Consider the following 26,059-nt stretch of genomic DNA (forward strand, 5'->3'; position numbering starts at 1 on the left):
TCTAATCTCCATTTTTTTCTAAATAGTCTAATTCTAGTTTGTGCTCTCTGCGAAGAACAGCCTCCGCTTCTAGATAATCCAGTTTATCCATCAAACCTGCATCATAGATTCGAGATAGTTCAATCTTCATTAATTCAATGTCATAAAGACGTTTGCCCATATAGACAAGAATGCCGAACTGTTTGAGAAATTGTTGCACATCGTAGAGTGTTTTCATAGCTTTCATTTTAGCAAATAATCAGATTTTTTTCAATAGTTCCCAGGGAAGACTTCTACTGCTTACTAATTTTCTTAATACTCTGATAGAGAAGATACCCAACAATCATTCCAACAAAATTCTGCAACAAATTGTGAGGAATATCTGTCAGAGCTACACCCCAACCTTTCATCCAAGATGTCGCACATGCATATCCAGCTACCATGAGAAAAGTTGCTAAAACTAATCCAAGCCACTGCCATTTTCCTTTAAAACCTGCAAAGTAACCCTGCAAACCATGGAAAAGCAAGCTGAAGAACATCCAATGAGGATAGCCTGAGATCAGGTCAATAATGAAACCTCCTAGACCTCCCACAATAGCTCCTTCTCGTTTTCCATAATAAAAAGCAGTGAAAAAGATACCAGCATCTAAAAGAGTTAAGATTCCTGTTTGGGTTGGGATTTTGACAATATAACCTAAAACTACCGATAGGGCAGTCAGTATTGATAATAGGGCGATTTTACTTGTTTTTGTTTGCTTCATATTGTCTTACTCCATACTGATCTGCTTGTGCAATGGCACGGTAAACAAAGGCTTTGGAACTTTCAATTGCTGGTAAGAGCTCCTCTCCCTTGACTAACTGACTGGCAATGCTTGATGCAAAGGTACATCCTGCACCAGCATTCTGTCCTTCAATAACAGGATTTTCCAAAACTGTAAAGTTCTTTCCATCATAAAATACATCTAATGCCTTATCTTGACCGAGGCGATTCCCACCTTTAATAATGACTGCTGGTGCACCCAAGTCATGTAATTTTTGAGCTGCAACCTTCATATCGTCTAAGGTTTCAATCTTTTGGCCTGCTAGCAATTCTGCCTCAGGTAGATTGGGTGTAATTACAGTCACATAAGGGAAAAAGCGAATCAACTCTTGACAAAGCTCGCTGACAGCAACATCATGCGTTTCCTTACAAACGAGAACTGGATCCAATACCACTGGAACTCCTGTGCGTTCCTTGATAAAGTTAAGAGCTTTCTCAGCAACACCAACAGTCGGTAAGAGACCAATCTTAATCCCTCCAAACTCTACGCTCTTGAGGCTATCCAACTGTTGTTGGAAAATAGTCTCATCTGTTGGGAAGACCTCAAAACCATTTTCCGTCAAAGCAGTTAAACAAGTCATAGCTACAAAACCATGCAAACCATTTAAAGTATAGGTCGCAAGGTCAGCAGCTAGTCCACCACCACTAAAAATATCATTTCCTGAAAGTGCCAAAATACGATTATTCTTCATAACGAATCTCCTTCAAATACAAACCATTGGGTGCTGCAGTTGGACCTGCCAACTGTCTGTCTTTTTTCTCCAAAATCAGGTCAATCTGCTCTATCGGCATTCTGTTATTACCAATTTTCAGCAAGGTCCCGACCATATTTCGAATCTGCTTATAGAGGAAGCCATTGCCAGAGAAAGTAAAGGTCAAAAATTGACCGGTCTCGTCAACCCTAAGACTGGCTTCCGTGATCGTTCTTACCTTGTCCTCCACACTTGTTCCGGCAGCAGTAAAACCGGTGAAATCATGGGTTCCTTCTAATTTCTTCACAGCCTTTTGCATGCGTTCCACATCTAGTGGATAGGGATAGTGGGTGGCATAATGACGTCTCATAGGATTTTTAGGACGCCCTCTATCCACGATAAACTCATAGGTCTTGCTATGCTTGGCATAACGGCAATGAAAATCATCAGCCACTACCTCAATCGAAATGACATCTATATCTTCAGGACTTTGAGTATCGAGAGCAAAGCGAAGCTTTTCCTCATCCATCTGATAGGGAAGATCAAAGTGGATAACCTGCCCTAGCGCATGAACACCACTATCCGTTCGCCCTGCACCATGGATGGTAATGGCCTGCCCTTTATTTAATTTGGTTAAAGTTTTTTCAATTTCCTCTTGGACACTACGCGCGTGTGGTTGCCGTTGAAAGCCAGCAAAGGCGTAGCCATCATAGGAAATGATTGCTTTATATCTAGTCATGTATCTATTTTATCAAGAAAATTTCTCTGCAACAAGTTTGAAAACCAAAAATTGTACGGGTGCAGTTTTAGATATCAACTAGTCCTTACCTCGATTTTCTCATTATATATTTTCGTACAGGTACTTCAACCATTTGAACGATTTCAAATCCCTCTTTTTGGTAAAGATTTTTTGCTCTTTGATTTGCCTCGTAGACATTTAGAGAAATAGTATCTATGTCTTCATTTTCAAAGGCCAAACTAACAAATTTCCTTAAAGCCTGGCTACCTAATCCCTGCCCCTGTTTCTGAGGATTGATAAAAAATCTCCCGATATGAAGATTCCTGTCTTCTAGCCTGATTTTCTGGATAAGCCCCACAAACTCTTGTCCTTCAAATATTGAAAAAATTCCTTCCAGCTTTTGTAAGGATTGGACAATCAAGGGATAAGAAATTTTGGGTCCCATCCATTGCTTCTGAAAACTCTCTCCCAAAGCATTAGACCAGCGACAAATGAGTTGGGCATTTTCTATCTGAAGTCCTTTTTCAAAGTGAATTTTCATATTTGCTCCTAAAATTTCTCCTTTATCCAACTATTATACTCTTTCTCTTATTTTTTCCGAATTAATAAGTATGATTCATCTTTACTTTTTTCTTGTTGGAGCTATTCTTGCTTCCTTTCTAGGCTTAGTCATTGATCGTTTCCCTGAGCAATCCATTGTTTTCCCTGCTAGTCACTGTGATTCTTGTCAGACTCGCTTGAGACCACTGGATTTGATTCCATTTCTCTCACAGGTATTCAATCGCTTTCGCTGTCGCTATTGCAAGTCAAGCTATCCTGTCTGGTATGCTTTCTTTGAGTTGTCCTTGGGACTGCTCTTTCTAGCTGAGTCTGTGGGATTTTTAACTTTGGGGCAAGTCATCTTGATAACTGCCGGCTTGACTTTGGGCATCTACGACGTTCGTCATCAGGAATATCCCTTGATCGTCTGGCTAATTTTTCACTTAATCCTCATGTTTTTCTGTAGTTGGAATCTGGTTATGATTTTCTTTCTTATCTTGGGAATTTTGGCTCACTTCATCGATATCCGCATAGGTGCAGGGGATTTTCTCTTTCTGGCCTCTTATGCACTTATTTTTAGCCTAACTGAAATGCTGATTTTAATTCAATTCGCTTCCACTACCGGCATTCTAGCCTTTCTCCTACTAAAGAAAAAGAAAAGACTACCTTTTGTGCCTTTCCTCTTGCTGGCTGCTTGTATGATTATTTTTGGTAAGCTACTGCTTCTCGGATAAAGTCAGCGATTTCTGCTACTTGTCCTTCATGTAGAGCCTTAACAATCTTGGATCCGACGATGACGCCGTCTGATACTGCATTAAAGCGTTCTACATCATCCTGTGTAGATACACCAAATCCTGTCAAGACTGGAATATCTGCTACTTGATGAAGTTGAGCCAAGTGCTTGTCCAAATCATCTCGGTAGTTTCCTGATTTCCCTGTGATCCCATTGATAGCAACGGCATAGACAAAACCTTCAGCTCCCTCAATGAGTTCCTTTTGACGCTCCATTCCTGTCGTCAAGCTGACAAGTGGGATCAAAGCAATGTCTGTACCTGCCAAGAAGGGCTCTACAAAATTAGCATGTTCATGAGGTAGGTCTGGAATAATCAATCCCTTAACCGCTGTATCAGCAAGATCTCTGACAAATTTCTCCACACCGTACTGAAAGAGGGGGTTAAAGTAGGTCATGATAACAAGTGGAACTTCTGTTTCAATAGTCTTCAAAGTTTCAACTAGAGCCTGTGTAGAAGTACCACTAGCTAGACTGCGCAAGCCTGCTTCTTCGATAACTGGACCATCTGCAACTGGGTCTGAGAAAGGAACTCCCACTTCAATAGCAGACACACCCAAGTCTTCTAAAAAGTGGATTGTTTCAGCAAGTCCATCCAAACCTTTTTCATGGTCTCCAGCCATGATATAGGGAACAAAAATTCCCTTTTTTGCTGCTTTAAGAGTTGTCAGTTTTTCTGTTAAAGTCTTAGGCATGAGCTTCTCCCTTCTTTGCTGCATCTGCTTCCAAGCGGTCTTTGACTTGAACCACATCCTTGTCTCCACGGCCCGATAGGCAGACAATTATAGACTTATCTGGTCCAAGTTCTTTGGCCAATTTCACTGCGAAAGCGATAGCGTGACTAGACTCCAATGCTGGGATAATCCCTTCCACACGAGACAAGAGTTGGAATCCTTCCAAGGCTTCCTCGTCTGTCACTGGTACATAGGTCGCACGTTTGATATCATGGTAATGAGAATGTTCTGGACCGATACCAGGATAGTCCAAACCTGCTGAGATTGAGAAAGCTTCTAGGATTTGACCATGAGCATCTTGGAGCACATCCATGAGAGAGCCGTGGAGAACACCTGGACGACCCTTGGTCAAGGTAGCTGCGTGGTGCTCTGTATCCACACCGAGTCCTGCTGCTTCAGCACCATACATAGCTACTGTCTCATCTTCCACAAATGGATGGAAGAGCCCGATAGCATTCGAACCACCACCAACACAGGCTACTAGGGCATCTGGCAGATTTTCACCTGTCAAATCACGGTACTGTTGCTTGGCTTCTCGACCGATAACACTTTGGAAATCACGAACAATTTCTGGGAAAGGATGGGGCCCTAAGGCTGAACCTAGGATATAGTGGGTATCATCGATATTTGCCACCCATGAACGAAGGGCTGCATTGACCGCATCCTTGAGCACGCGTGAACCATCTGTCACAGCCTCTACCTTGGCACCCAAAAGTTCCATACGAAAGACATTGAGGGCTTGGCGTTTGACATCTTCCTCGCCCATGTAGATGGTACATTCCATGTTAAAGAGTGCCGCAGCTGTTGCAGTTGCCACACCATGTTGACCAGCACCTGTTTCAGCAATAATTTTCTTCTTGCCCATGCGTTTAGCCAGAAGAACTTGTCCCAAGGCATTGTTAATCTTGTGGGCACCTGTATGGTTGAGGTCTTCACGTTTGAGGTAAATCTTGGCTCCGCCAATATGCTGGGTCAAGTTTTTTGCGTAGTAAAGAGGAGTTTCACGACCTACATACTGGCGCAAAAGTTGGTTTAACTCCTCTTGAAAACTTGGATCTGCCTGACTTTCACGATAAGCCTCTTCCAATTCCAATACTGCTGTCATCAATGTTTCTGGGACAAAACGTCCACCGAATTTCCCGTAAAATCCATCTTTATTTGGTTCTTGATATGCCATTCTTTACCCTCTCTATAAATCTTCTAATCTTTTCATGATCTTTTTGTCCGTCTGTTTCTACTCCGCTTGATACATCTACTGCAAAGGGAGAGAAATGCTGAATTGCTCTTGCTACATTGTCCTCATTTAGCCCACCTGCGATGAAGAAAGGCTGAGATAGTTCTGTCGTATCCAGTTGCCCCCAGTCAAAGGTTTGTCCACTTCCTGCAACAGGAGCGTCAAAGAGTAGATAATCTGCCTGAGAATTGGGTACATGCCCCCCTTCATCAACCTGAACAGCCTGAATGCTGCCACAAGGCAAATCCTCAAACAAATCATCCGCCACCTGACCATGAACCTGCACAAAGTCCAAACCAACTTTGTCTACCGCTCCTAACAGTTCTGCCCGACTGGGTGAAACAAATACCCCAACTTTTTTTACATTTGCAGGAATAATCTCAGTCAACTCTGCTGCTTGTTCTACGGTCACCTGTCTTTTGCTAGGTGCAAAGACAAAACCGATATAGTCTGCTCCAGCTGACACAGCCGTTTCTACCGCTTCTATATTAGATAGTCCACAAATCTTAACCTTTGTCAATCTGCAACTCCTTGATTCTCTGGGCTACGTCTTCTGCTTGCATGAGGGCTGTTCCCACCAAAATTCCGTTAAAGTATGGTGAAACACGTTTTGCATCCTCCTCTGTAAAAATAGCAGATTCGGAAATGTAGAAGCAATCATCCTTGAAGTGTTTGGCCAAGTCTACACTGGTCTGCAAGTCGACTTCAAAGGTTGTTAAATTGCGATTGTTAACACCGATAATTTGAGCTCCAAGGCGGTGAGCAACTTCCAGTTCAGCCAAATTATGAGTTTCCACTAACACTTCCAGACCAAGCTCTGTCGCGTAGTCGTAAAGCTCCTTCAGTCGTTTTTCAGATAAGGCCGCTACGATGAGCAAGATGACGGTCGCACCTGCATTGCGAGCACGGATGATTTGCTTTTCATCGATGATAAAGTCCTTGTTGAGCGTCGGAATCTCTACCTGACTGGAAATTTCCCTCAGATAATCCAAATGACCTTTAAAGAAAACCTCATCTGTCAGAACAGAAATCATAACCGCGCCGTTAGCCTCGTAAGTCTGGGCCTGTTGTACGATATCCACATCAAGATTGATATCACCTAGACTTGGGCTTGCCTTTTTGACCTCAGCAATGATTTGCAAACGGTCTTGGTGATTCTTCAAAAATTCTGCCAAACGATAGGTCTGGCGCAAGGGCTGAACTTCCTCTCGCTCCATCTTTTCAACTTCGCGCGCCTTTTGCTCTAGGATACGTGATAAAAATTCCTGACTCATCTTTGATACTCCTGTAATAGTCTGAGTTTTTCAAGGGCCTTACCACTGGCAATCACTTGACGTGCCAATTCAACTCCGTCCTTGATACTGTCTGCTTTACCATTGGCATAGAAACCGAGACCTGCATTTAAGACTGTTGTTTCCAAGAATGGACTTGGTTCGTTATTAAGAACACTGACAAGGATGGCTGCATTCTCATGAGCATTTCCACCACGAATGTCCTCAATAGCAATGCGTTCCATTCCCAAATCTTCTGGAGTAAAGGTTGATAAAGTAATTTCACCATTTTCAAGAAGGGCAATGCTGGTAGTTCCATTCAAACCAGCCTCATCCAATCCTTCTGGACCAGCTACTACAATGGCACGTTTGCGACCCATGTTTTTCAAGACCTGAGCAGTACTTTCCAGAAGTTCAGGACGACTGATTCCTAGAAGCTGTGTTTCCAAAACCATTGGATGGATGAGCGGTCCTGTCAAATTCATGATAGTTGGAATTCCCAACTCCAAACGAGCTGGCATAATGTATTTCATGGCTGGGTGCATGTTTTTGGCAAAGAGAAAGACGATTCCTGTTTGGTCAAATACCTTACCCAATTGTGATGGTTTAAGGTCAATATTGATTCCCAAAGCTTGCAAGACATCTGCTGACCCAGATTTAGAAGAAATAGAGCGATTTCCATGTTTGGCCATGTGGATTCCCCCACCTGCCAAAACAAAGGCTGCAGTTGTTGAGATGTTAAAGCTAAATGACTTATCTCCACCTGTACCACAGTTATCCATAGCATCTTGGATGCTTGTTGGAATGTGTTGAGCATGTCCTCTCATGACTTGAGCAAGGGCTGTTCTTTCTTCCGGTGTCTCCCCTTTCATCTTGAGTGCTAAAAGGAGTGATGCGATTTGTGCTTCTGTTACTCGCCCTGTCACGATACGTTCGATAACATCTGTCATTTCAACACTTGATAGATCTTCAAAGTTCGCTAATTTTTCAATAATTTCTTTCATTTTATGTTCCTCACTTTACAACTTTCTCGATAAAATTCTGAATAGAAGATAGGCCATCTGGTGTTCCTATACTTTCTGGATGATATTGTAAGCCATAAATCGGCAAGTTTTTGTGTTGAATACCCATAATAGCTTGGTCATCTGTCGAACGAGCTGTCACTTCAAACTCTTCTGGCATCTCTTCAATTAAAATACTGTGGTAACGCATGACTGGACGATTGTCCTCAATCCCTTGATAGAGAATGGAAGGAGTCTCAAACCGAATCTGGCTTTGCTTACCGTGCATAACTTTAGGAGCCAAGCCCAACTTACCACCAAAGACTTCTGCGATGGCTTGGTGTCCCAAACAAATCCCTAGAATAGGTTTCTTACCTGCAAAATCACGAATCATTTCTTCCATTTTCCCAGCATCAGCTGGCCAACCTGGACCAGGAGAAAAGACCAGTCCATCTGCCTTTTCAGCATGTTCATAAAGATGTGGATCATCATTTCTCAAAACCTGAACTTCTGCGAAATTCCCGATATATTGAGCTAGGTTATAGGTAAATGAATCATAGTTGTCAATCAATAAGATCATGGTCTTAGTTCTCCCATTCTTGTCATAGATTTAGCTTTGTTAATCGTTTCTTGGTATTCGTTCTGAGCGATGGAATCATAAACAATTCCTGCACCAGCCTGCACGTAGGCTCTTTTATTTTTAAGAATCATGGTTCGAATAGCAATGGCAAAATCCATGTCTCCAGTTGCTGATAAGTAACCGATAGCTCCTGCGTATACGCCTCGCTTCTCTGTTTCTAGTTCATAGATGCGTTTCATGGCCCGAATCTTTGGTGCCCCCGATACTGTTCCTGCCGGAAGAGTCGCCTTCAAGGCATCCATAGCAGTCAGTTCTGGTAACAAACGTCCTTTAACCACGCTGGTCAAATGCATGACATAGCGGAAAAGTTCGACTTCCATATACTTAGTTACTTGGACACTTGCTGTTTCAGCAATTCTACCGATATCATTTCGTCCCAAGTCCACCAACATTCGGTGTTCTGCCGTTTCCTTTTCATCAGAGAGGAGATCACTTGCAAGTGCCGCATCTTCCTCGTCATTGGCACCTCTAGGACGTGTACCTGCAATTGGATTGGTTGTCACTATACCATTCTTGACGGAAACCAAGCTCTCAGGACTGGCACCGATAATTTGATAATCTCCAAAATCATAAAAGTAGAGGTAATTTGACGGATTGGTCACTCGGAGATTTCTGTAGAAGTCAAAAGGATTTCCAGTTACCTCTGCGGAGAAGCGCTGGCTAAGCACACATTGGAACATATCTCCATTGCGAATCAAGTCGCGAGCTGTTTCTACCATTTCTTCAAATTTCTGAGGTGCAATATGTGGTCTAAACTGAAGTGGAGAAACGTCCAAATCTTCAAATTCATTTGGAGCAGGGATTTTCAACTCTTCTAAAACCTGATCTAAAGCCACTTCTAGTTCTTCATTACTACGTTCACTGTAGAGAGCATCCTCGATGATATGAATTTTTTCTTTCTTATGGTCAAAAACTATATAACTCTCATAGACGAAGAAATGCATATCTGGCGTCCCAATCGTATCCTCAGGGAGCTGGCCAATTTCTTCATAGAGAGAAATCATATCGTAGCCAACAAAGCCAATAGCTCCACCACCAAAAGGTAGTTCTGAATGGTGCTGACTCTTATGAGTTACTTCATAAAGGAAATCCAAGGGATCACGATCAATCACTTGTCCATTTTGATAAAGGACTCCATTTTCGAACTTAATTTCAAAAACTGGGTTATAGGCCAAGATAGAAAAACGAGCATTTTCCTTTTCTCTTGGGATACTTTCAAGTATGACCTTGTGTTGTCCGTTTAAGCGCATATAAGCCAAGATTGGTGATAAAACATCTCCATGAATGATTCGTTCCATTGTAATTTCCCTTTCAGTTCTTCTTAAATTCCGTGTTGATTCTACAAAAAATCCCCACGCAAAATAACTTGCGTGAGGACGAAATTCGCGGTGCCACCTCAATTATAGGATTTCTCCTATCTCTCATTCCTGTCTCAGATAGCTCCTGTAACAGGTTGTGCGATAAAGGGCACTCCCTTGAGAATTATGTTTTCTTCTCTCATTTCAGATGGACCCAACCTTACAGCTTTCTCTGCTTGTTTTCAGCAACCACAAGCTCTCTGTGAGAGAAATCTCTGTATATTTTCCATCTTTTATTTTTTAGCTTCAAGGTAGTCTGCAATGGCAGCTACGTCCTTGTCTCCACGACCAGAGACATTGATGATGATAATCTCATCTTTACTTAGTTTTGGTGCACGTTTGACTGCTTCAGCGATAGCATGTGAGCTTTCAATTGCAGGGATGATTCCTTCTGTTTTGCTTAATAAAAGCAAGGCTTGGACAGCTTCTTCGTCTGTCGCTGCTACATATTCTACTCGACCAGAGTCTTTAAAGAAGGCATGTTCTGGACCAACCCCTGGATAGTCCAAACCTGCTGAGATAGAGTAAACTGGCGCGAGCTCTCCATCTTCCTTAAAGACTGCATAGGTCTTCATTCCATCAACGATACCAACACTACCCTTAGTCATAGTTGCTGCGTGCTTGTCTGTATCAAGTCCATGACCAGCAGCTTCTACCCCAACCAATTTTACTTCTTCATCAGCTACATACTGTGAAAAAGCTCCGATAGCATTGGAACCACCGCCCACACAGGCAATGACGTAGTCTGGTAGACGTCCTTCTTTTTCCAAGATTTGACGACGTGATTCTTCACTGATGACTTTTTGGAATTCATGAACAATAGTTGGATAAGGGTGAGGACCTACAGCAGAACCTAAAACGTAGAAAGCTTCAAGGTCATTCATCCATGCTCCAAAGGCTGCATCGACCGCATCCTTCAGAGTACGTGTTCCTGTTTCAACTGCATGAACAGTTGCTCCCATCATCTCCATACGGAAGACATTGAGACGTTGACGCTCCACATCTTCTGCTCCCATATAGACATCACATGCCATACCAAATTTGGCCGCAGCTGCAGCTGTCGCAACACCGTGCTGGCCAGCTCCTGTCTCAGCAATGACACGCTTTTTACCCATGCGTTTTGCTAGAAGGATTTGTCCCAAAACATTGTTCAGTTTGTGAGAACCCAAGTGGTTAAGGTCTTCACGCTTGAGATAAATCTTAGCTCCGCCTAGGTGCTCTGTCAAACTTTCTGCAAAATAGAGCGGTGTTTCGCGACCTGAATAATCCTTCAAGTAATGACGAAACTCAGCTAAAAACTCTGGATCATCCTTGTATTTTTCAAAAGTCACTTCTAATTCATCTAGTAAAACCTGAATTGGTTCTGGTACAAAACTACCACCAAATTGTCCAAAATATCCTTTAGTTGTCATAAATTTTTCCTCCTTCTGTATGAATCCGGCTTTTTGTTTGCTTTTGGTAGTGAAATGGTCTGGGGGACCATTTCAGCCTTTACTTAAAGAACAAGTAAAACTTGAATATTACTCTAAGTTCATGCCCTAATAAAAGATATACAAAATGACGGATAGAAAAAGCCCACACACGGAATATATTTCCATGTGAGGGCGTTCGTAACGCGGTACCACCTCAATTGTAAAGAGAATATCCCCTTTACATCTCTGCCTTGTCTAACAACAAGTTGCACTGTAAGGTGTGCCTACCGAATTTTCATTGTTTCAAATTCATTTTTTCAAATCAGCCCAATTTCACTACTTTCAACCACCTGTTCACAGTAACCACAGGCTCCCTGAAGATCAAAAATAACTACTTTTCTGATTTGTTGAGTTAATTATATGTTATTGTTTTTTCTTTGTCAATCGTTTTCATTCATTTTTTACTAATTTTTTTAATTATTTTTGTGAAGCACCTAGAATTTCTTCAGAAACTCTGACAAAAGTCTCAATGATATAATCTACTTCTTCGTCCGTTAATTTCGTGTGAAGTGGTAGTGTAATCTCGTTTACAAAGAAGGCATAAGCTCGCGGATAATCTGCCATATCGAAACCAAGATTCTTATAGGCTGTCAAAAGCGGAAGCGGTTTGTAATGAACATTACTTGCGATTCCTGCCTTGGCCAATTCTTGAATAATTTGGTTGCGTTGTTCGAGATTTGCTCCATCTACATGGGTGATGTAGAGGTGACGACAAGATTCAACAGTATCTGTCTCATGAGCCAATGGATGGATAGGAGTTCCTACAAATCCACGGTCATAGCGATCCACGATGTCCTTACGACGTTGTAATAAAGCAGGATAACGATCTAGCTGAACTAGACCTAGTGAAGCCATGATATCTGTCATGTTGCACTTGTAGGCTGGAGTTACGATATCGTATTCCCATGAACCTAGTTGCATCTTAGCAAGCGCATCTTTTGTTTGACCATGAAGAGATAGGATTTGGAATTCCTTATACATTTCTTCATCGTCAATCGCTGGATTGGCTTTCCAAGTGGCACTTCCTCCTTCTGCAGTTGTAAAATTCTTGACTGCATGGAAAGAGAATGATGTGAAGTCAGCGATTGAACCGGCTGGTTGTCCCTTATAGGTTGAACCTAAAGCATGGGCACTATCAGAGACAATCACAATACGGTTAAAGGCCTTTTGCCACTTGCTAGCAGCTGTAAAGAGGTCACGTTTCTTTTCTACAACTTGGAACAAACGGTCATAGTCACAGATAATCCCTGCAAGTTCAACTGGGATGATAACTTTAGTCTTCTCAGTAATAGCATGCTCAAGCTTGTCATAGTCCATTTCAAAGGTATTATCTTGGATATCAACCATCACTGGTATCGCACCTACGTGAGTGATGACACTACATGATGCTGTGTAGGTCATAGCTGGAACGATGACTTCGTCACCAGGTCCTACTTCAAGCACGCGCAAAATCAATTCAAGAGCTGCTGTTGCAGAGTTGAGGCAGACTGTCTTAGGCGTTTGAGTATAGACGGACAGACGACGCTCTAATTCTTTTGTCTTTGGACCTGTTGTGATCCAACCAGAACGAAGGGTATCGGCTACTTCAGCAATTTCAGCTTCGGTAATATCGGGTGGTGAAAATGGAATATTGTAATTTGGCATTGATTTACTCCTTTAACTGTATTCACTCTTGTGACTACTTTATTTTAAAACTTCAACTACAGTCTGGAACATGATCTTGATATCTCCGAAGAAATTAAAATCACGTAGGTAGGCTAGGTTAAAGTGCATTTTCTCTGGAAGAACTCTTTCTACATAAGTCTGATCAACTGTCATACCCTTTGACGTCATTTGACTGATAATAGTATCCTCGTCCTTATAGTTGATACTAGCCAGAGACGTAATTCCCGCCGGCAATAACAAGGTCGCCATCATCTCAGGACTATATTGCTCAGTGTAGCGTGGCACTTCAGGTCGTGTTCCTACAAAGGACATTTCCCCTTTTAGAACATTGACCAACTGAGGTAGTTCATCCAAACGAACCCGGCGAATGAAATTTCCAACCTTGGTGATGCGGCTATCATTTGCAGAAGTCACCAGACTTCCTTTCTTGTCCGCATCGGTTACCATGGTCCGGAATTTCCAAATCTTGAAATGTCGGTTGTACTGGGTTACCCGCACCTGCTTGTAAATGACTGGACCCTTACTATCTAGTTTGATCCAAATGCTTAGAATCAGAAATACGGGTGAGGTCAAGATTAACAAGATCAAGGCTAGAAACAAATCTAGACAGCGCTTGAGAATCAGAGAGCCTTTTCTTTTAGAAACAAGCTGGTAGTATGGTTTTACCTCACTTAATTGCATTTCTTGAGGTAGTTCATCCCATTTCAGCATGCACATTCTCCTCTGTTTTTAATATGTAATCTTTATTAACATTCTACATTATACCACAAAATGAAAGAGGCAGTGCAAGAAATATGTATTTTAAAGGAATTCTTCCCTAGGAAAGAGCCCCTGCCTGCAAGCTATACATCTTGTGATAGGTACCTCCCAAGGCCAAAAGTTCCTCGTGGGTGCCACTCTCGATGATTCGTCCCTTATCTAGTACATAGATACAATTAGCATCTTGGATAGTAGAAAGACGATGGGCAATGGCAATGGTTGTCCGTCCTTGTCTCATCTTGGCTAGGGAATTTTGGACCAAGGCTTCTGTTTCAGAGTCGATATTGGCTGTCGCTTCATCCAAAATCAGAATTTTCGGTTGACTGGCAACGGTTCTAGCAAAAGCAAGAAGCTGACGTTGACCAGTTGAAAAACTAGAACCACGCTCAGATACAGGAGCATCATAACCTAAAGGGAGATCTTGAATGAAGGAATCTGCATCAACAAATTCTGCTGCTATCTTAACCTGGTCATCGCTGATATCTTGGTACATGGCGATATTGGACTTGATGGTCCCATGATAGAGGAAGGGGTCCTGTAGAACCAAACCGATGTTTTTTCTCAGCTCCTCTTGACTATACTCTCGAATATCCACACCATCTAGGAGAACCCGACCTGACTGGAATTCATAAAAGCGCATGAGAACATTGATGATTGAAGATTTTCCCGATCCTGTATGTCCGACAAAGGCAATGGTTTCGCCTTTATTGACAGTAAAGGAAATATCATCGAGAATTTGGTGTTTTCCATCATAAGAGAAGGACACATGCTCAAAGCGAATATTCCCTTCTTGAATCTCAGCCTGGCCATTTTCTTGGACCGGTTCATAGTTGGTCTCATCGATCAGTGCAAAAACACGACCTGCTGACACCATGGATGTCTGAAGAGTAGAAAAGTTTTGCGTTACCTCGATGAGCGGATCAAAGAGGCGGTTGATGTACTGGATAAAGGCATACATAGTTCCTGCCGTTATTCCTAGATAAAGTCCACGATAGCCAAAGTAAGCCATCAAAACCGCATATCCCAACAGCTTCAACAAACTCATAACTGGACGTAAAAAGAGAGAATCCAAGGCTACTGAACGGTTAGCGTAGACTAAGTGTTCCTGGTTTATCTCATCAAACTCTTCTTGCAGGCGTTTTTCTTGGTTAAAGGCTTGAATAATACGAATTCCTTCGATATTTTCTGCCAGCTTACTGTTAATATCTGACAGTAGACTTCTGGTTTTTTCAATGACCTTGACCGATTTTTTACGGTAGAGATTAACCAAAAGGAAAATCAAAGGCAGAAAGAGCAAGACTAAAGCAGTCAGACGATAGTCCAAAACTAACATGGTATAAAGGGTCGTCACGAATATAAAGACTGCCGAGATAAAGCTAGATAAGATTCCCGAAAACATATCACTGATAGTCTCGGTGTCATTTGTCAAACGAGAGACAATAGAACCTGCAGGCGTTTTATCAAAGTAAGACATGCCTAGCTTCTCCATATTGGCAAAGGCATCACGTCGGATATCTCTAACGATGCTGTAGGAGACGCGCGCAAAAAGGAGATTCCCCACATATTGGACAATAGTTTGAAGAATGTAGAGACCATAGTAAACTAACAAAACTGTAACAGCAAGCTGATTAAGGTTGTTTAGATACTGGTCGATAAAGTGAGAAGCTACCAGGGGGATAATGCTCTTAACAACAGTCGTCGCAAGGAGAAAAGCTAAGGCTAAAAAGGTGAGGAGCCCATAGGGCTTAAGATAAGACAACAAACGCTTTAATACAGCCCATTGTTCTTGTTTATTCCGCATCTTCTTCTCCCTTCATTTCTAACTGTTGAGACTGGTAGGTCTGGGCATACCAACCATCCAAGGCTAGTAAGTCTTCATGCCTACCTCGTTCAATGATGCGACCATCCTGCATGACCAAAATCAAATCCGCATGAACAACTGCACTGAGACGATGGGCAGTGATGATAGTCGTTTTATCTTTGCGAGTTTCCTTGAGATTATCGATGATTGCGAACTCTGTCTTAGCATCCACTGCTGACAAAGAATCATCTAAAATCAAGATATCAGGATTTAAAATCATAGCCCGACTCATAGCCAGACGTTGCTTTTGCCCACCAGATAGACTAACACCTTTTTCCCCGATAACTGTATCAAATCCCTCAGGCATGGCTTGAATTTCTTGATAGACTTGAGCCAGCTTAGTTGCTTTCTCTACTGCAGAGAAAGGTAGGTTAGGATTTCCAAAACAAATATTCTCTAAGATGGAACTAGCAAAGAGAAATTGGTCCTGTGGGACGTATCCCATCAAACTTCGTAAGTCAGCTAGTCGATAGGCTCGAATGTCATGACCATTTAGATAAATAGCACCTTGGTCAACGTCATACTCACGTAGGAGCAATTTAATCAAAGCAGTTTTCCCTGAACCAGTCTGCCCAACCAAGCCCAAGGTTTGCCCTTTTTCGAGACTAAAATGTATATCTCTCAGCGTCTCTTCGTCTTCAAAGGCAAAACTATCAATAGCATATTCCAAGCGCCCATTTTCAATCCCGTCAAGTGGAGATTCTGGATCTTTGACAGGTGATTCTTGAGACAAAAGACTCTCAATTCGTTGATAAGAAACCTTCCCTCTTTGAGTAATATTAAATAGAAAACCAATCGCCATCAAGGGCCAGACCAACATATCTAAGTAAGAGATAAAGGTGACAAGATTACCAACGGTTACTTGTCCTGCTTGCACCATAAAGGCACCGACTAAGAGAGTTAAGGCATAGGAAGAACCAACAAAGAGTAGAACCATGGGGTCAAAGAGACTATCATATTTCATGGTTTGCAGATTCTTTTGGAAGGTCAAATTATTGACTTCCTGGAAAGATGCCAATTCATCAGACTGATAGCCAAAGGACTTGGTTACCTTAATACCTGATACAGACTCCTGAACCTTATTATTAAGTTCAGAAAAGGCTGCTTGTGATTCTCCGAAAGCCTTATGGGTCTTTCTCCCCAGACGACTAGTCGCATAGGCCATAAATGGCAAGGGTATAATGGCAACCAAGGTCATCTGCCAAGAAATGCTAAAGAGCATGGTCAAGAGAGTCACCAAGGCCGTGATAGAGGCATCCACCGCCGACATGACACCACCACCTGCTAGACGAGTCAGAGCATTGATATCATTGGTTGCGTGAGCCATCAAATCCCCAGTTCGATAATTCTGATAAAAAGCGGGAGACATCTTTGTAAAGTGTTCAAATAGCCTTGAACGCATGATTTGTCCAAGTCGGTAGGAGGTTCCTAGGATATACATGCGCCAAATATAACGCAGGTAGTACATTCCGAAAGCTGCCAGCAGGAGATAAAAGAGATGAAGCAGGAGCTCATCTTGTGTTAATCGTCCCGAAGTGATGGCATCGATCACGCGCCCCATGACCATAGGTGGGATGAGGTTTAGCACAGATACCAAGACCAGAGCTACAATTCCAACTAGGTAACGGCGTTTTTCTAATTTAAAAAACCACCAGAGTTTTTGGATGATGGACATAAAATTCCTTTCTAATGACAAATGGAAACCTGAGGCGACTGCCTCAGGTTTTTCCTATTCATAGGTGATGACACTAACTTAAACTTTGTCATATTTAGCGATAAAGATACTCAAAGGAGTAACATTTCATTTATTTTCAATCTTTTACATAAATCATTCTTTATTATATAGGAATGACCTGGATTTTTCAAACCATACGCTGGGGAATTGCTTCTTTTTCTGGTATAATATTGTCTATAATCTGAATGAAAAGGTAAACATTATGAAATTGATCTCATGGAATATTGATTCCCTCAATGCAGCATTGACGAGCGACTCTGCGCGTGCGAAATTATCACAAGACGTCCTCCAAACCTTGGTAGCCGAAGACGCTGATATCATCGCTATCCAAGAAACCAAGCTTTCAGCTACAGGGCCTACTAAAAAACACCTCGAGGTGTTAGAAGAACTCTTCCCTGGATATGAAAATACTTGGCGTTCCTCTCAAGAACCTGCTCGTAAAGGCTATGCTGGAACCATGTTCCTCTATAAGAAAGAACTGACTCCAACTATCAGCTTCCCAGAAATCGGTGCCCCTTCTACTATGGATTCTGAAGGACGCATCATTACCCTAGAATTTGATACATTTTTCGTGACTCAAGTTTACACACCAAATGCTGGTGATGGACTCAAACGCTTGGAAGAACGTCAAGTCTGGGATGTCAAATATGCTGAGTACTTGGCTCAACTAGACAAACAAAAACCTGTCCTAGCAACCGGAGACTACAACGTTGCCCACAAGGAAATTGACCTTGCAAACCCAGCCAGCAACCGCCGTTCACCAGGATTTACAGATGAAGAACGTGAAGGATTTACAAACCTTTTAGCCAAAGGATTTACAGATACCTTCCGCCATATCCATGGCGATGTGCCAGAACGCTATACTTGGTGGGCACAACGCAGCAAGACTTCAAAAATCAACAACACAGGCTGGAGAATCGACTACTGGCTCACAAGTAACCGTGTAGCAGACAAGGTTACCAAGTCAGACATGATTGACTCAGGCGCACGCCAAGACCATACACCAATTGTCTTGGAGATTGAATTGTAAGGAGTTTCTTTATGGACTACAATGCAGTTATTCCCGAGTTTATAGTCTCGAATCTAGAACAGTCTCGTTCCTTCTACTGCGACTTATTGGGATTCTCTGTCGAATACGAGCGTCCAGAGGAAAAATTTCTCTTCCTTTCGCTTGAAGACTGCCAACTTATGCTAGAAGAAGGCAACGCAGAAGAATTATCCCAACTGACTTATCCTTTCGGGCGTGGTGTCAATATTTCCTTTGGTATCAAGGATGTCCCTAGGCTCCATCAGAAATTGTTAGAATCCAACTATCCTATTCATCGTCCATTGACCAAAAGAGAATTTCGTGTTGGTGAACAATATATCTACCCTCATGAATTTGCAGTTTTAGACCCAGATGGCTATTTTTTAAGATTTAGCGAATAGAATGATAAATCATTAGAGTGAAAAAGTAATAAAAAAAGAGGCATGTGCCTCTTTTTTGTTTCCTATATCCTCACCTGTCTATCTTCAGATCGTTGTCCTGTGACAAACATGGTGAAGGTTGCCTTGCAGACATTTCGGCCATCTTGGTTGATGATGTCAACATCGACGACACAAGTGGTACGTCCTTGGTGGACACATTCTCCCTTGATAGTGAGAACATCGCCTAGATTTCCGGCTTTCAGATAGTTGATGGAAGACTGGAGTGTCACCCCGTCTAATCCTAGCGAAATCACCACAAGACCACTGATTTGGTCACAAAGGGTAAATAGATAGCCTCCATGGGCATTTCCATAGTAGTTGAGTGAAGAGTCCACTACTTTTGTCGTCACCACCACGTGACCGTCTCTCATTTTTTCAATTTCGTAATTTTCAAAGGCAGATATAGCGTCAAAGTGAAAATCTTTCATACGTTCCTCCTGATATTTCAAACGACACTATGATACTACTTTTCAAGACTCTGTGCAAGGGAGAAGCACTTATTCGGGCAAAATACCAACCTGCTCTACAAAGCGCATAAAGGCAGCTTGTCCTTCTTCTGTTTGCTTGTAAACTCCTGCATCTTCCAAAACTCGAGCAAAGATTTTTCCAACAGATTCTTGGACGATATTAAGAGCTTGGTCTTTGTCAGTCAATCCAGGATGGGCTTCTTTCAATTCATCCGCCCATTCTTGGTGATAATCCGCAATAGAAACATCCTCTCCGACTAGGTAAGCTGCTACTTGCTCCACTTCTTCCTTCAAGCGTGGTGGCAAGATTGCCAAGCCCATGACCTCTATCAAGCCGATATTTTCCTTCTTGATATGTTGGACATCCTTGTGGGGATGATAGATACCATCTGGGTGTTCTGGAGATGTTTGATTATCCCGCAAGACCAAATCCAACTCGAACTGCCCATCTCGTTTACGGGCTATCGGAGTAATGGTATGGTGCGGTGTTCCATTACTTTCTGCCAAGACCTGTACCCTTGGGTCAGAATACTGACGCCAAGCCAGCAAGATTTTATTCGCTAGCTCTGTCAAATCATCTTTTGAAGCCGAGGTCAAGCGAATGACTGACATAGGCCACTGAACAATCCCTGCTTTAACCGTTTTAAAACCTGCAAAGGTAAAGCTTTTCTGAATAGAAGCCACTTCCATTGGGAATACATGGCGCCCACCTTGGTAATGATCATGGGTCAGGATGGAGCCACCCACGATTGGCAAATCAGCATTTGAACCAGCAAAGTAGCCTGGAAACTGCTCCACAATTGCTAACAAACGTTCAAAACTTTGGCGACTAATGGCCATAGGACGATGCTTGCTATCTAGGAAAATACAGTGCTCATTAAAGTAAGCGTAAGGCGAATATTGGAAGCCCCACTCCTGCCCAGAAATATCAAAACGGATTATACGATGATTGCTTCTAGCTGGATGGTTGACACGACCATGGTAGCCCTCATTTTCCATACAGAGCTGACATTGAGGATAGTTACTGGATTTAACCAACTTAGCTGCTGCTATCTCTTTTGGATCCTTTTCAGGCTTAGAGAGATTGATGGTAATCTCTAGTTCACCGTAGTCAGATGGTACACGATAAGCAATATTCTTTGCGATGGCCTTTAGTTTGATGTAGTCATTTTTCTGACTGAGTTGGTAGAAGTCCGCAATCGCCTGCTCTGGCGACTGGGCATAGGTTGTCCAAAAGTCACGATTAACCTGGCTCGGACAAGGGGTTACCAAGTCCATGAGGTCAGCACCGAGAATTTCGCGCGCAGCCAGACTATCTTCAATCGTCCCTAATCGAACGGCTTCCTCGACAAGCTGGTCTTTGAGGTCACTCAAGTTATCTTGGTCAGTCTCAACTTCGAGAACTTCATCTCCAACCAATGCTAAGACGCGATTGGTCAAATAAATCCGATCCAACTCTTCAAAGGTGCTTTCTGCAATGACTTTGGTAACAAATTTTTCTACTAAGGTCACTAGAAAACCTCCTTCTTACTTTCTAAATAGTCTCTAACAGCATCCAAATCCTGAAAAACTTGTTCTGTTTTATTTAAGAAAGACTGTGCTGGTATTTTTAAATCTGGAATACAAATAACTGGAATCCCAGCTCTAGATGCCGCTTCAATCCCTGCTTCGCTATCCTCTAGTACCAAGCAATTCTCTGGTAAAACGTTCAAATCACTACAGGCCTTTAAAAATATATCAGGGTATGGTTTGCTTCGCTTTACATCTTTTGCAAAAACTAAATGGTCAAATAGGGACAGTATACCATTGCTATCCAATATCATTCTAGCCCGAGATTCAACACTTGAAGTTGCTAAAGCGATTGGAACGCCTTCTTTTTGCAAATAAGTGAGCAAATTTTTAGCACCTTTTTTTAAATTTACACCTTGAGCTAAGATTTGAGCTTCCAGTTCATAAACTTTTGCCAAGGTTTGGTCAAAATTCCAAGGTAAATCATAGGTGTCCAAAAATCGTTGAACATTCTCCTCTTCCCTATATCCACTGTAGTCTCTAGAATAAGTTTCTTCTATGAAAGGAATTCCAAAATCTCTAAGCAATTCTTGATAAACTTTTAGAGAAATGATTTCAGTATCGGCTAATAAGCCATCTAAATCAAATATTACAGCTTCCATTTACTTCTCTCCTAGTCTAAAACGCGAGTGCCACCTGCAACTTCAGCGATATAGAAGCTTGGTGCATAGCCAACAATTTCTTCGTAGTGTTTGCCAACAGCTTCTTTAAAGTTCTCAACCGCATCTTTTTGAACCAAGGCGATCGCACAGCCACCAAAGCCTGCTCCCGTCATACGAGCACCAAGAACACCTTCTTGAGCCCAAGCAGTATGAACAAGGGTATCTAATTCCAAGCCAGTTACTTCGTAATCATGCTCAAGAGAAACATGAGACGCATTCATCAAACGACCAAACTTGTCCAAATCCCCCGCTTGAAGAGCGGCTTGCGCTTTAAGGGTACGTTGATTTTCAAGAACGGCATGGCGAGCACGTTTCAAACGATTTTCGTCTTTGATCAGATAGCTATATTCGTCAAAAGCCCACTCGTCCAATTCACCCAAGGTTTGGATATCCAAGGACACTTGAAGTTCTTCCACTGCTTTTTCACACTCAGCACGGCGTTCATTATATTTAGAATCTGCAAGTTCACGGCGTTTGTTGGTATTCATGATAACAACAACATTGTCTTTCAAATCAAGAGGAACCAAGTCGTATTCTAACGTATTAGTATCTAGGTAAATAGCACGTTGGTCTGCACCCATACCGATGGCAAATTGGTCCATAATCCCAGAGTTAACGCCGATAAAGTTATTCTCTGTCAGTTTTCCGATTTTAACTAAGTCTAGACGGTCCAATTTTAGGTCAAAGAGGTATTCTGCTACGACACCTGTCAAAAGCTCCAAAGATGCAGAAGAAGACAAGCCCGCACCATTTGGGATATTCCCAAAAACATAGAAATCAAAACCTTTATCAATCACATGCCCAGCTTCTTTTAAGAAATGAAGGACACCTTTTGGATAGTTGGTCCAGTTGTGCTCTTTCTCAAACTTAAGGTCAGCTAGAGGAACTTCGATGATGCCTTTGTCCTCAAAGTTTGCTGAGTAAAAACGCAATACTTGGTCATCACGCTTGCGTGCGGCCCCATAAGTTCCTAGTGAAATAGCAGCTGGGAAAACATGGCCACCATTATAGTCAGTATGTTCCCCAATCAAGTTGATACGGCCTGGTGAGAAGAAGGTTTGATCTGCTTCTTGACCAAAAATCGCAAGAAAATCCTTGCGAAGTGCTTCAGCAGTAAGATGTTGTGTCATATGAATTCTCCTTTGACAATTTGTTAGGTAAAAAAGTTTACCTTGTAATCGTTTTCTTCTATTGTACCCAAGGGTTTTGCTTTGGTCAACAATTTTACCGATATTTTACTAAACTATGAGTAAAAAGTAAGAAAAATATGCTATAATAACCTAAAAAGGAGGGGAATTATGGCTACACTCAAAGATATCGCTCAGCTAGCCTCTGTTTCAATCGCAACTGTATCCCGTGTTCTCAATCGCGATCAGAGTCTATCTGTCACAGAAGAAACCCGACATCGTATTTTAACTGTCGCTGAAGAACTAGGTTATACCAAACATCTTAAAACAGGCGAAAGTCACAAACTTAAACAAAAGATTGCCATTATCCAGTGGGTCAGCGAACAAGGTGAGTTGGAAGACCTCTACTACTACCAGATTCGACTAGGAATCGAAAATAGAGCCCAAGAGTTAGATTACGAAATCTTGCGTTATTTCAACGATCAACCTTTCACGCTTAGCGAAGAAGTCATTGGAATTCTTTGTATTGGAAAATTTAGCCAAGCACAGATTGCTTCATTTGAAGAATATCAAAAACCTCTAGTTTTTCTTGATAGTGACACCATCGCCTTGGGCCATACCTGTGTCATTACAGATTTTAATAATGCTGTTAGACAGGTGGTTGATTACTTTACAGACCACGGGATTAAGAAGATTGGTATCTTATCCGGTCTTGAAACTACTACTGACCAAGAAGAAGTCATCGTAGACAAGCGTTTAGATTACTTCAAATCTTATACGCAAGAAAAAGGAATTTATAACGAGAAATTCGTTTTCCAAGGTCTATTTACTGCTCAATCTGGATATGACTTAATGAAAGAAGCTATCGAAAAATTAGGAGAGAAGCTTCCACAGGCCTTTTTTGCAGCCAGTGATAGTTTGGCCATTGGTGCCCTTCGCGCCCTTCAAGAAGCCAGCATCAGCATACCGGAGCGCGTCAGTATTATTTCCTTTAATGATACCATTCTAACCAAGCAAGTGTTCCCTCCACTTTCCAGTATTACCGTCTACACCGAAGAAATGGGACGCACAGGAATGGATATTCTGAACAGAGAAGTCCTTCACGGCCGTAAAATTCCAAGCCTTACTATGCTGGGAACCAAACTAACCTTAAGAGAAAGTACCTTGCATTAAGCACAACAACTGAACATAAAAAATCCTAATAAAGATTCTCAAATCTCTATTAGGATTTTCTTTTTATACTCAATGAAAATCAAAGAGCAAACTAGGAAGCTAGCCGCAGGTTGCTCAAAGCACTGCTTTGAGGTTGTGGATAAGACTGACGAAGTCAGCTCAAAACACTGTTTTGAGGTTGCAGATAGAGCTGACGTGATTTGAAGAGATTTTCGAAGAGTATTAATCCATCACAATCATAGACTTGATAGTCTTACGTTCATCCATGTCCTTATAAGCTTGGTCGATATCTTCCAGTTTATAGCTTGAGGTAAAGACACGACCCGGATTGATATCACCGTCAAGGACGGCTTTGACCAAGAATTGCTTATCGTATGTTGTCGCAGAAGCAGCTCCACCCGCAACAGAAATATTCTGAGCAAAGGTCGAACCAAGGGCACGGTTATTATAGTGAGGCACACCAACAATTCCCATACGACCGCCATTATGAAGGACACCCAGTGCTTGCTCAACAGCCGCCTCAGTACCAACACACTCAAGTGCTGCATCTGCTCCTCCTCCGAGGATTTCACGCACCTTGGCAATGCCTTCTTCACCTCGCTCAGCTACAACTGCTGTCGCTCCTGACTCCAAGGCCATTTGTTGTCGATCTTCGTAACGACTCATAAGGATAATTTGTGAAGCTCCACGCATCTTAGCAGCAATGACAGCACATTGGCCAACAGCCCCATCCCCAATAACGACAACCTTGTCGCCTTTTTGCACATTAGCCACACGCGCTGCATGGTAACCGGTCGGCATGACATCAGCAAGTGTTAAAAGTGACTTGAGCATGCCTTCGCTATAATCTGAAGGTTGACCTGGAATTTTCACAAGTGCCCAATTGGCAAAATGGAAACGGATATACTCAGCCTGGACACCACCTGACCAGTTGGTGCCAATATGGCGGTCACAAGTCCCATCATAACCAGCACGACAGGCATCACACTCTCCACAACCATGAGTGAAAGGCGCGATGACAAAGTCACCTGGTTTTACAGTAGTGACAGCCTCACCAACTTCTTCAACGATTCCAATTGCTTCGTGTCCACTATTTTTGTGACCCGCTTTAATATCTGGATTTCGGTAACTCCATAGGTCTGAACCACAAACACAAGCACGTACCACACGGATAATAACATCATCCGCCTCTTGAATGCTTGGACGCTTGACTTCTTCGATACCGACCTGACCTGCTTTGATATAAACTGCTGATTTCATAAAATTTCCTCTCTGTATCTAACTACTCTAAGTATACACTTTTTATCAAGCTTTCGCTTATTTATACTACATCTCATTAATAATGATGTTCATGTCCATGGTTTTGGACTGCTTCTATCTCTTTCATATTGCGCTTATGGGCTTGGTGAGTTTCTAGGTCTGCATCAACCTCAATGGTGATATTTTGGAAACCACAATCTTTGAGTAAGCTTCGAATCACTTCTTTACAAACCTCCATGTGGTTGACATGCTCTAGACAAACATGGACAATGGCATTTTTCTCCAAACCATCCATGGTCCAGAGGTTTAGCTGATTGATACTAGCCACATGGTCCAGTTGCTCCAAATCACTCTTTACTTGCTTGATATCCACTCCTTCTGGCACGGCATCGAGGAAAATCTTGAGCGTGCTCAAAAAACGTGGAATGGCTTTTGACAGAATAAAGAAGGAAATTACAAGGGATAGGAGGGGATCCAGAATATACCAGTCGGTAAATCGCAGAACAATGGCCATTAGGATGACGGCCACCCAACCCAAAGTATCTTCCAGAAAGTGTAGGCTAAGGATGGATTCGTTTTTTGTTTTTCCTTTACGAACGACAAGACTGGCTAGCACATTAATGCTAACAGCAATGATTCCTAGCCAGAGGATTCCCTCATCATTGACCGGTTGTGGATGAAAGAGTTTCGTTATATTTTCCAAGATAACCAGAACAGAGCCTGTCATGAGAATCACAGCCGTTACCAAGGCGCCTAGAAGGCTAAACCGTTTGTAACCTAGGGTGTATTGACTATCTTCTTCACGATTGGAGATTGTTTCAAGAAAGGCTGATACCCCAATTGCGATTGCATCTCCCATGTCGTGGATGGAATCCGCAAGGACTGCACTGGATCCAAAAATCCCACCTGCGATAAACTCAATAATGGCATAACTCAAATTCAAGAAAAAAGCTAACCAAACTGCATGTTTTGTCTTCATAATCATGTTTCCTCTGATATAATAGATTCATGAACATCCTGTTCATTATCATTATCTAACATTCA

The 26,059-nt window shown here is 42.2% G+C and carries 27 protein-coding genes and 2 other annotated features; of the genes, 4 read left to right on the forward strand and 23 right to left on the reverse strand.

The features are described 5' to 3' along the window. Position 1: 1 nt before the first annotated feature. The 5 genes from QM859_RS03635 to QM859_RS03655 all read right to left on the reverse strand — a co-directional run bounded on the left by QM859_RS03635 (position 2) and on the right by QM859_RS03655 (position 2,771). Complete coding sequence (locus tag QM859_RS03635; RefSeq protein ID WP_024053574.1) at positions 2-226, reverse strand: YqgQ family protein; 225 nt, start codon at positions 224-226, stop codon at positions 2-4. 46 nt (positions 227-272) lie between these two features. Further along, a complete protein-coding gene (locus tag QM859_RS03640) occupies positions 273-740 on the reverse strand; it encodes an ECF transporter S component (RefSeq protein WP_414262156.1) in 468 nt (155 codons plus the stop codon). Continuing rightward, positions 718-1,491 (reverse strand): bifunctional hydroxymethylpyrimidine kinase/phosphomethylpyrimidine kinase, encoded by a 774-nt coding sequence (locus QM859_RS03645; protein ID WP_414262157.1) that lies wholly within the window; start codon positions 1,489-1,491, stop codon positions 718-720. The genes QM859_RS03640 and QM859_RS03645 overlap by 23 nt, the downstream gene beginning before the upstream one ends. After that, entirely contained in the window at positions 1,481-2,230 is a 750-nt protein-coding gene (gene truA / locus QM859_RS03650) for a tRNA pseudouridine(38-40) synthase TruA (protein ID WP_006148963.1), read from the reverse strand. Before truA ends, QM859_RS03645 begins: the two co-directional genes overlap by 11 nt. Positions 2,231-2,315: 85 nt before the next feature. Then, positions 2,316-2,771, reverse strand: a complete 456-nt coding sequence (locus tag QM859_RS03655; RefSeq protein WP_414262191.1) for a GNAT family N-acetyltransferase — start codon at positions 2,769-2,771, stop codon at positions 2,316-2,318. A 70-nt stretch (positions 2,772-2,841) separates the two neighbouring features. Between QM859_RS03655 and QM859_RS03660 the strand changes: the two genes are divergently transcribed. Beyond that, complete coding sequence (locus QM859_RS03660) at positions 2,842-3,504, forward strand: prepilin peptidase (protein WP_414262158.1); 663 nt, start codon at positions 2,842-2,844, stop codon at positions 3,502-3,504. On the opposite strand, the gene trpA is transcribed toward QM859_RS03660, so the two are convergent. From trpA to QM859_RS03720, 12 genes are all read right to left on the reverse strand, one after another. Continuing rightward, positions 3,473-4,255 (reverse strand): tryptophan synthase subunit alpha, encoded by a 783-nt coding sequence (gene trpA / locus QM859_RS03665; RefSeq protein ID WP_414262159.1) that lies wholly within the window; start codon positions 4,253-4,255, stop codon positions 3,473-3,475. The genes QM859_RS03660 and trpA overlap by 32 nt on opposite strands. Then, positions 4,248-5,471 carry a tryptophan synthase subunit beta gene (trpB, locus tag QM859_RS03670; protein WP_414262160.1) on the reverse strand — a complete coding sequence of 408 codons (1,224 nt, stop codon included), beginning with the start codon at positions 5,469-5,471 and terminating at the stop codon, positions 4,248-4,250. The genes trpA and trpB (QM859_RS03670) overlap by 8 nt, the downstream gene beginning before the upstream one ends. Continuing rightward, the gene (locus QM859_RS03675) at positions 5,449-6,048 is read right to left on the reverse strand and encodes a phosphoribosylanthranilate isomerase (RefSeq protein WP_195183895.1); all 600 of its coding nucleotides are present in this window, start codon (positions 6,046-6,048) and stop codon (positions 5,449-5,451) included. Before QM859_RS03675 ends, trpB (QM859_RS03670) begins: the two co-directional genes overlap by 23 nt. Then, positions 6,035-6,802, reverse strand: a complete 768-nt coding sequence (gene trpC / locus QM859_RS03680) for an indole-3-glycerol phosphate synthase TrpC (RefSeq protein WP_414262161.1) — start codon at positions 6,800-6,802, stop codon at positions 6,035-6,037. Before trpC ends, QM859_RS03675 begins: the two co-directional genes overlap by 14 nt. Then, positions 6,799-7,803, reverse strand: coding sequence for an anthranilate phosphoribosyltransferase (trpD, locus tag QM859_RS03685; protein ID WP_195183897.1), 1,005 nt, complete (start codon positions 7,801-7,803; stop codon positions 6,799-6,801). Before trpD ends, trpC begins: the two co-directional genes overlap by 4 nt. A 10-nt stretch (positions 7,804-7,813) precedes the next feature. Beyond that, positions 7,814-8,380, reverse strand: coding sequence for an aminodeoxychorismate/anthranilate synthase component II (locus QM859_RS03690; RefSeq protein ID WP_195183898.1), 567 nt, complete (start codon positions 8,378-8,380; stop codon positions 7,814-7,816). Next, positions 8,377-9,738: an anthranilate synthase component I gene (gene trpE, locus QM859_RS03695; protein WP_070677735.1), complete on the reverse strand. Its 1,362-nt coding sequence runs from the start codon at positions 9,736-9,738 to the stop codon at positions 8,377-8,379. The genes QM859_RS03690 and trpE overlap by 4 nt, the downstream gene beginning before the upstream one ends. 71 nt (positions 9,739-9,809) lie before the next feature. After that, positions 9,810-10,035: a binding site (T-box leader), on the reverse strand. Beyond that, complete coding sequence (gene trpB, locus QM859_RS03700) at positions 10,032-11,210, reverse strand: tryptophan synthase subunit beta (RefSeq protein WP_004251478.1); 1,179 nt, start codon at positions 11,208-11,210, stop codon at positions 10,032-10,034. It overlaps the preceding feature by 4 nt. A gap of 185 nt (positions 11,211-11,395) precedes the next feature. Continuing rightward, positions 11,396-11,627, reverse strand: a binding site (T-box leader). 60 nt (positions 11,628-11,687) lie between these two features. Next, a complete protein-coding gene (locus QM859_RS03705; RefSeq protein WP_414262162.1) occupies positions 11,688-12,914 on the reverse strand; it encodes a DegT/DnrJ/EryC1/StrS family aminotransferase in 1,227 nt (408 codons plus the stop codon). 39 nt (positions 12,915-12,953) lie between these two features. Then, positions 12,954-13,646 (reverse strand): sugar transferase, encoded by a 693-nt coding sequence (locus QM859_RS03710; protein WP_414262163.1) that lies wholly within the window; start codon positions 13,644-13,646, stop codon positions 12,954-12,956. 106 nt (positions 13,647-13,752) lie between these two features. Then, the gene (locus tag QM859_RS03715; protein ID WP_414262164.1) at positions 13,753-15,495 is read right to left on the reverse strand and encodes an ABC transporter ATP-binding protein; all 1,743 of its coding nucleotides are present in this window, start codon (positions 15,493-15,495) and stop codon (positions 13,753-13,755) included. After that, positions 15,485-17,230, reverse strand: coding sequence for an ABC transporter ATP-binding protein (locus QM859_RS03720; RefSeq protein ID WP_414262165.1), 1,746 nt, complete (start codon positions 17,228-17,230; stop codon positions 15,485-15,487). The genes QM859_RS03715 and QM859_RS03720 overlap by 11 nt, the downstream gene beginning before the upstream one ends. A gap of 262 nt (positions 17,231-17,492) precedes the next feature. On the opposite strand from QM859_RS03720, the gene QM859_RS03725 reads away from it, so the two are divergent. Then, complete coding sequence (locus tag QM859_RS03725) at positions 17,493-18,320, forward strand: exodeoxyribonuclease III (protein WP_006152698.1); 828 nt, start codon at positions 17,493-17,495, stop codon at positions 18,318-18,320. 11 nt (positions 18,321-18,331) lie between these two features. Next, positions 18,332-18,718: a bleomycin resistance protein gene (locus tag QM859_RS03730; RefSeq protein ID WP_006152765.1), complete on the forward strand. Its 387-nt coding sequence runs from the start codon at positions 18,332-18,334 to the stop codon at positions 18,716-18,718. Positions 18,719-18,780: 62 nt separating this feature from the next. On the opposite strand, the gene QM859_RS03735 is transcribed toward QM859_RS03730, so the two are convergent. The 4 genes from QM859_RS03735 to QM859_RS03750 all read right to left on the reverse strand — a co-directional run bounded on the left by QM859_RS03735 (position 18,781) and on the right by QM859_RS03750 (position 22,585). After that, positions 18,781-19,185, reverse strand: coding sequence for a PaaI family thioesterase (locus QM859_RS03735; protein WP_006152721.1), 405 nt, complete (start codon positions 19,183-19,185; stop codon positions 18,781-18,783). 69 nt (positions 19,186-19,254) lie between these two features. Further along, the gene (locus QM859_RS03740) at positions 19,255-20,736 is read right to left on the reverse strand and encodes a UDP-glucose--hexose-1-phosphate uridylyltransferase (RefSeq protein WP_414262166.1); all 1,482 of its coding nucleotides are present in this window, start codon (positions 20,734-20,736) and stop codon (positions 19,255-19,257) included. After that, a complete protein-coding gene (locus QM859_RS03745; protein WP_414262167.1) occupies positions 20,736-21,395 on the reverse strand; it encodes an HAD family hydrolase in 660 nt (219 codons plus the stop codon). Before QM859_RS03745 ends, QM859_RS03740 begins: the two co-directional genes overlap by 1 nt. Before the next feature lie 11 nt (positions 21,396-21,406). Beyond that, on the reverse strand, positions 21,407-22,585 hold the full coding sequence (locus QM859_RS03750; RefSeq protein WP_414262168.1) for a galactokinase: 1,179 nt from the start codon (positions 22,583-22,585) through the stop codon (positions 21,407-21,409). A 168-nt stretch (positions 22,586-22,753) separates the two neighbouring features. Between QM859_RS03750 and QM859_RS03755 the strand changes: the two genes are divergently transcribed. Beyond that, positions 22,754-23,755: a LacI family DNA-binding transcriptional regulator gene (locus QM859_RS03755; protein WP_414262169.1), complete on the forward strand. Its 1,002-nt coding sequence runs from the start codon at positions 22,754-22,756 to the stop codon at positions 23,753-23,755. Between the two features lie 222 nt (positions 23,756-23,977). Here QM859_RS03755 and QM859_RS03760 read toward each other — a convergent pair whose 3' ends face one another. Both QM859_RS03760 and QM859_RS03765 read right to left on the reverse strand, forming a co-directional pair. After that, entirely contained in the window at positions 23,978-25,015 is a 1,038-nt protein-coding gene (locus tag QM859_RS03760) for a zinc-binding dehydrogenase (protein WP_414262170.1), read from the reverse strand. A 76-nt stretch (positions 25,016-25,091) separates the two neighbouring features. After that, entirely contained in the window at positions 25,092-25,994 is a 903-nt protein-coding gene (locus QM859_RS03765) for a cation diffusion facilitator family transporter (RefSeq protein WP_414262171.1), read from the reverse strand. Positions 25,995-26,059 lie beyond the last annotated feature (65 nt).

The sequence above is a fragment of the Streptococcus infantis genome (assembly GCF_047463175.1).
Classification (GTDB): Bacteria; Bacillota; Bacilli; order Lactobacillales; family Streptococcaceae; genus Streptococcus; species Streptococcus infantis_AC.

Coding starts and splice junctions, on each gene's coding strand:
- truA (WP_006148963.1), bottom strand. CDS start 2,230: ATGACTAGATATAAAGCAATCATTTCCTATGATGGCTACGCCTTTGCT.
- trpB (WP_414262160.1), bottom strand. CDS start 5,471: ATGGCATATCAAGAACCAAATAAAGATGGATTTTACGGGAAATTCGGT.
- QM859_RS03755 (WP_414262169.1), top strand. CDS start 22,754: ATGGCTACACTCAAAGATATCGCTCAGCTAGCCTCTGTTTCAATCGCA.
- trpD (WP_195183897.1), bottom strand. CDS start 7,803: ATGAAAGAAATTATTGAAAAATTAGCGAACTTTGAAGATCTATCAAGT.
- QM859_RS03760 (WP_414262170.1), bottom strand. CDS start 25,015: ATGAAATCAGCAGTTTATATCAAAGCAGGTCAGGTCGGTATCGAAGAA.
- QM859_RS03645 (WP_414262157.1), bottom strand. CDS start 1,491: ATGAAGAATAATCGTATTTTGGCACTTTCAGGAAATGATATTTTTAGT.
- QM859_RS03735 (WP_006152721.1), bottom strand. CDS start 19,185: ATGAAAGATTTTCACTTTGACGCTATATCTGCCTTTGAAAATTACGAA.
- QM859_RS03725 (WP_006152698.1), top strand. CDS start 17,493: ATGAAATTGATCTCATGGAATATTGATTCCCTCAATGCAGCATTGACG.
- QM859_RS03745 (WP_414262167.1), bottom strand. CDS start 21,395: ATGGAAGCTGTAATATTTGATTTAGATGGCTTATTAGCCGATACTGAA.
- QM859_RS03690 (WP_195183898.1), bottom strand. CDS start 8,380: ATGATCTTATTGATTGACAACTATGATTCATTTACCTATAACCTAGCT.
- QM859_RS03750 (WP_414262168.1), bottom strand. CDS start 22,585: ATGACACAACATCTTACTGCTGAAGCACTTCGCAAGGATTTTCTTGCG.
- QM859_RS03720 (WP_414262165.1), bottom strand. CDS start 17,230: ATGTCCATCATCCAAAAACTCTGGTGGTTTTTTAAATTAGAAAAACGC.
- QM859_RS03765 (WP_414262171.1), bottom strand. CDS start 25,994: ATGAAGACAAAACATGCAGTTTGGTTAGCTTTTTTCTTGAATTTGAGT.
- QM859_RS03730 (WP_006152765.1), top strand. CDS start 18,332: ATGGACTACAATGCAGTTATTCCCGAGTTTATAGTCTCGAATCTAGAA.
- QM859_RS03715 (WP_414262164.1), bottom strand. CDS start 15,495: ATGCGGAATAAACAAGAACAATGGGCTGTATTAAAGCGTTTGTTGTCT.
- trpE (WP_070677735.1), bottom strand. CDS start 9,738: ATGGAACGAATCATTCATGGAGATGTTTTATCACCAATCTTGGCTTAT.
- QM859_RS03640 (WP_414262156.1), bottom strand. CDS start 740: ATGAAGCAAACAAAAACAAGTAAAATCGCCCTATTATCAATACTGACT.
- QM859_RS03705 (WP_414262162.1), bottom strand. CDS start 12,914: ATGCCAAATTACAATATTCCATTTTCACCACCCGATATTACCGAAGCT.
- QM859_RS03710 (WP_414262163.1), bottom strand. CDS start 13,646: ATGCTGAAATGGGATGAACTACCTCAAGAAATGCAATTAAGTGAGGTA.
- QM859_RS03660 (WP_414262158.1), top strand. CDS start 2,842: ATGATTCATCTTTACTTTTTTCTTGTTGGAGCTATTCTTGCTTCCTTT.
- QM859_RS03635 (WP_024053574.1), bottom strand. CDS start 226: ATGAAAGCTATGAAAACACTCTACGATGTGCAACAATTTCTCAAACAG.
- QM859_RS03655 (WP_414262191.1), bottom strand. CDS start 2,771: ATGAAAATTCACTTTGAAAAAGGACTTCAGATAGAAAATGCCCAACTC.
- trpA (WP_414262159.1), bottom strand. CDS start 4,255: ATGCCTAAGACTTTAACAGAAAAACTGACAACTCTTAAAGCAGCAAAA.
- trpB (WP_004251478.1), bottom strand. CDS start 11,210: ATGACAACTAAAGGATATTTTGGACAATTTGGTGGTAGTTTTGTACCA.
- trpC (WP_414262161.1), bottom strand. CDS start 6,802: ATGAGTCAGGAATTTTTATCACGTATCCTAGAGCAAAAGGCGCGCGAA.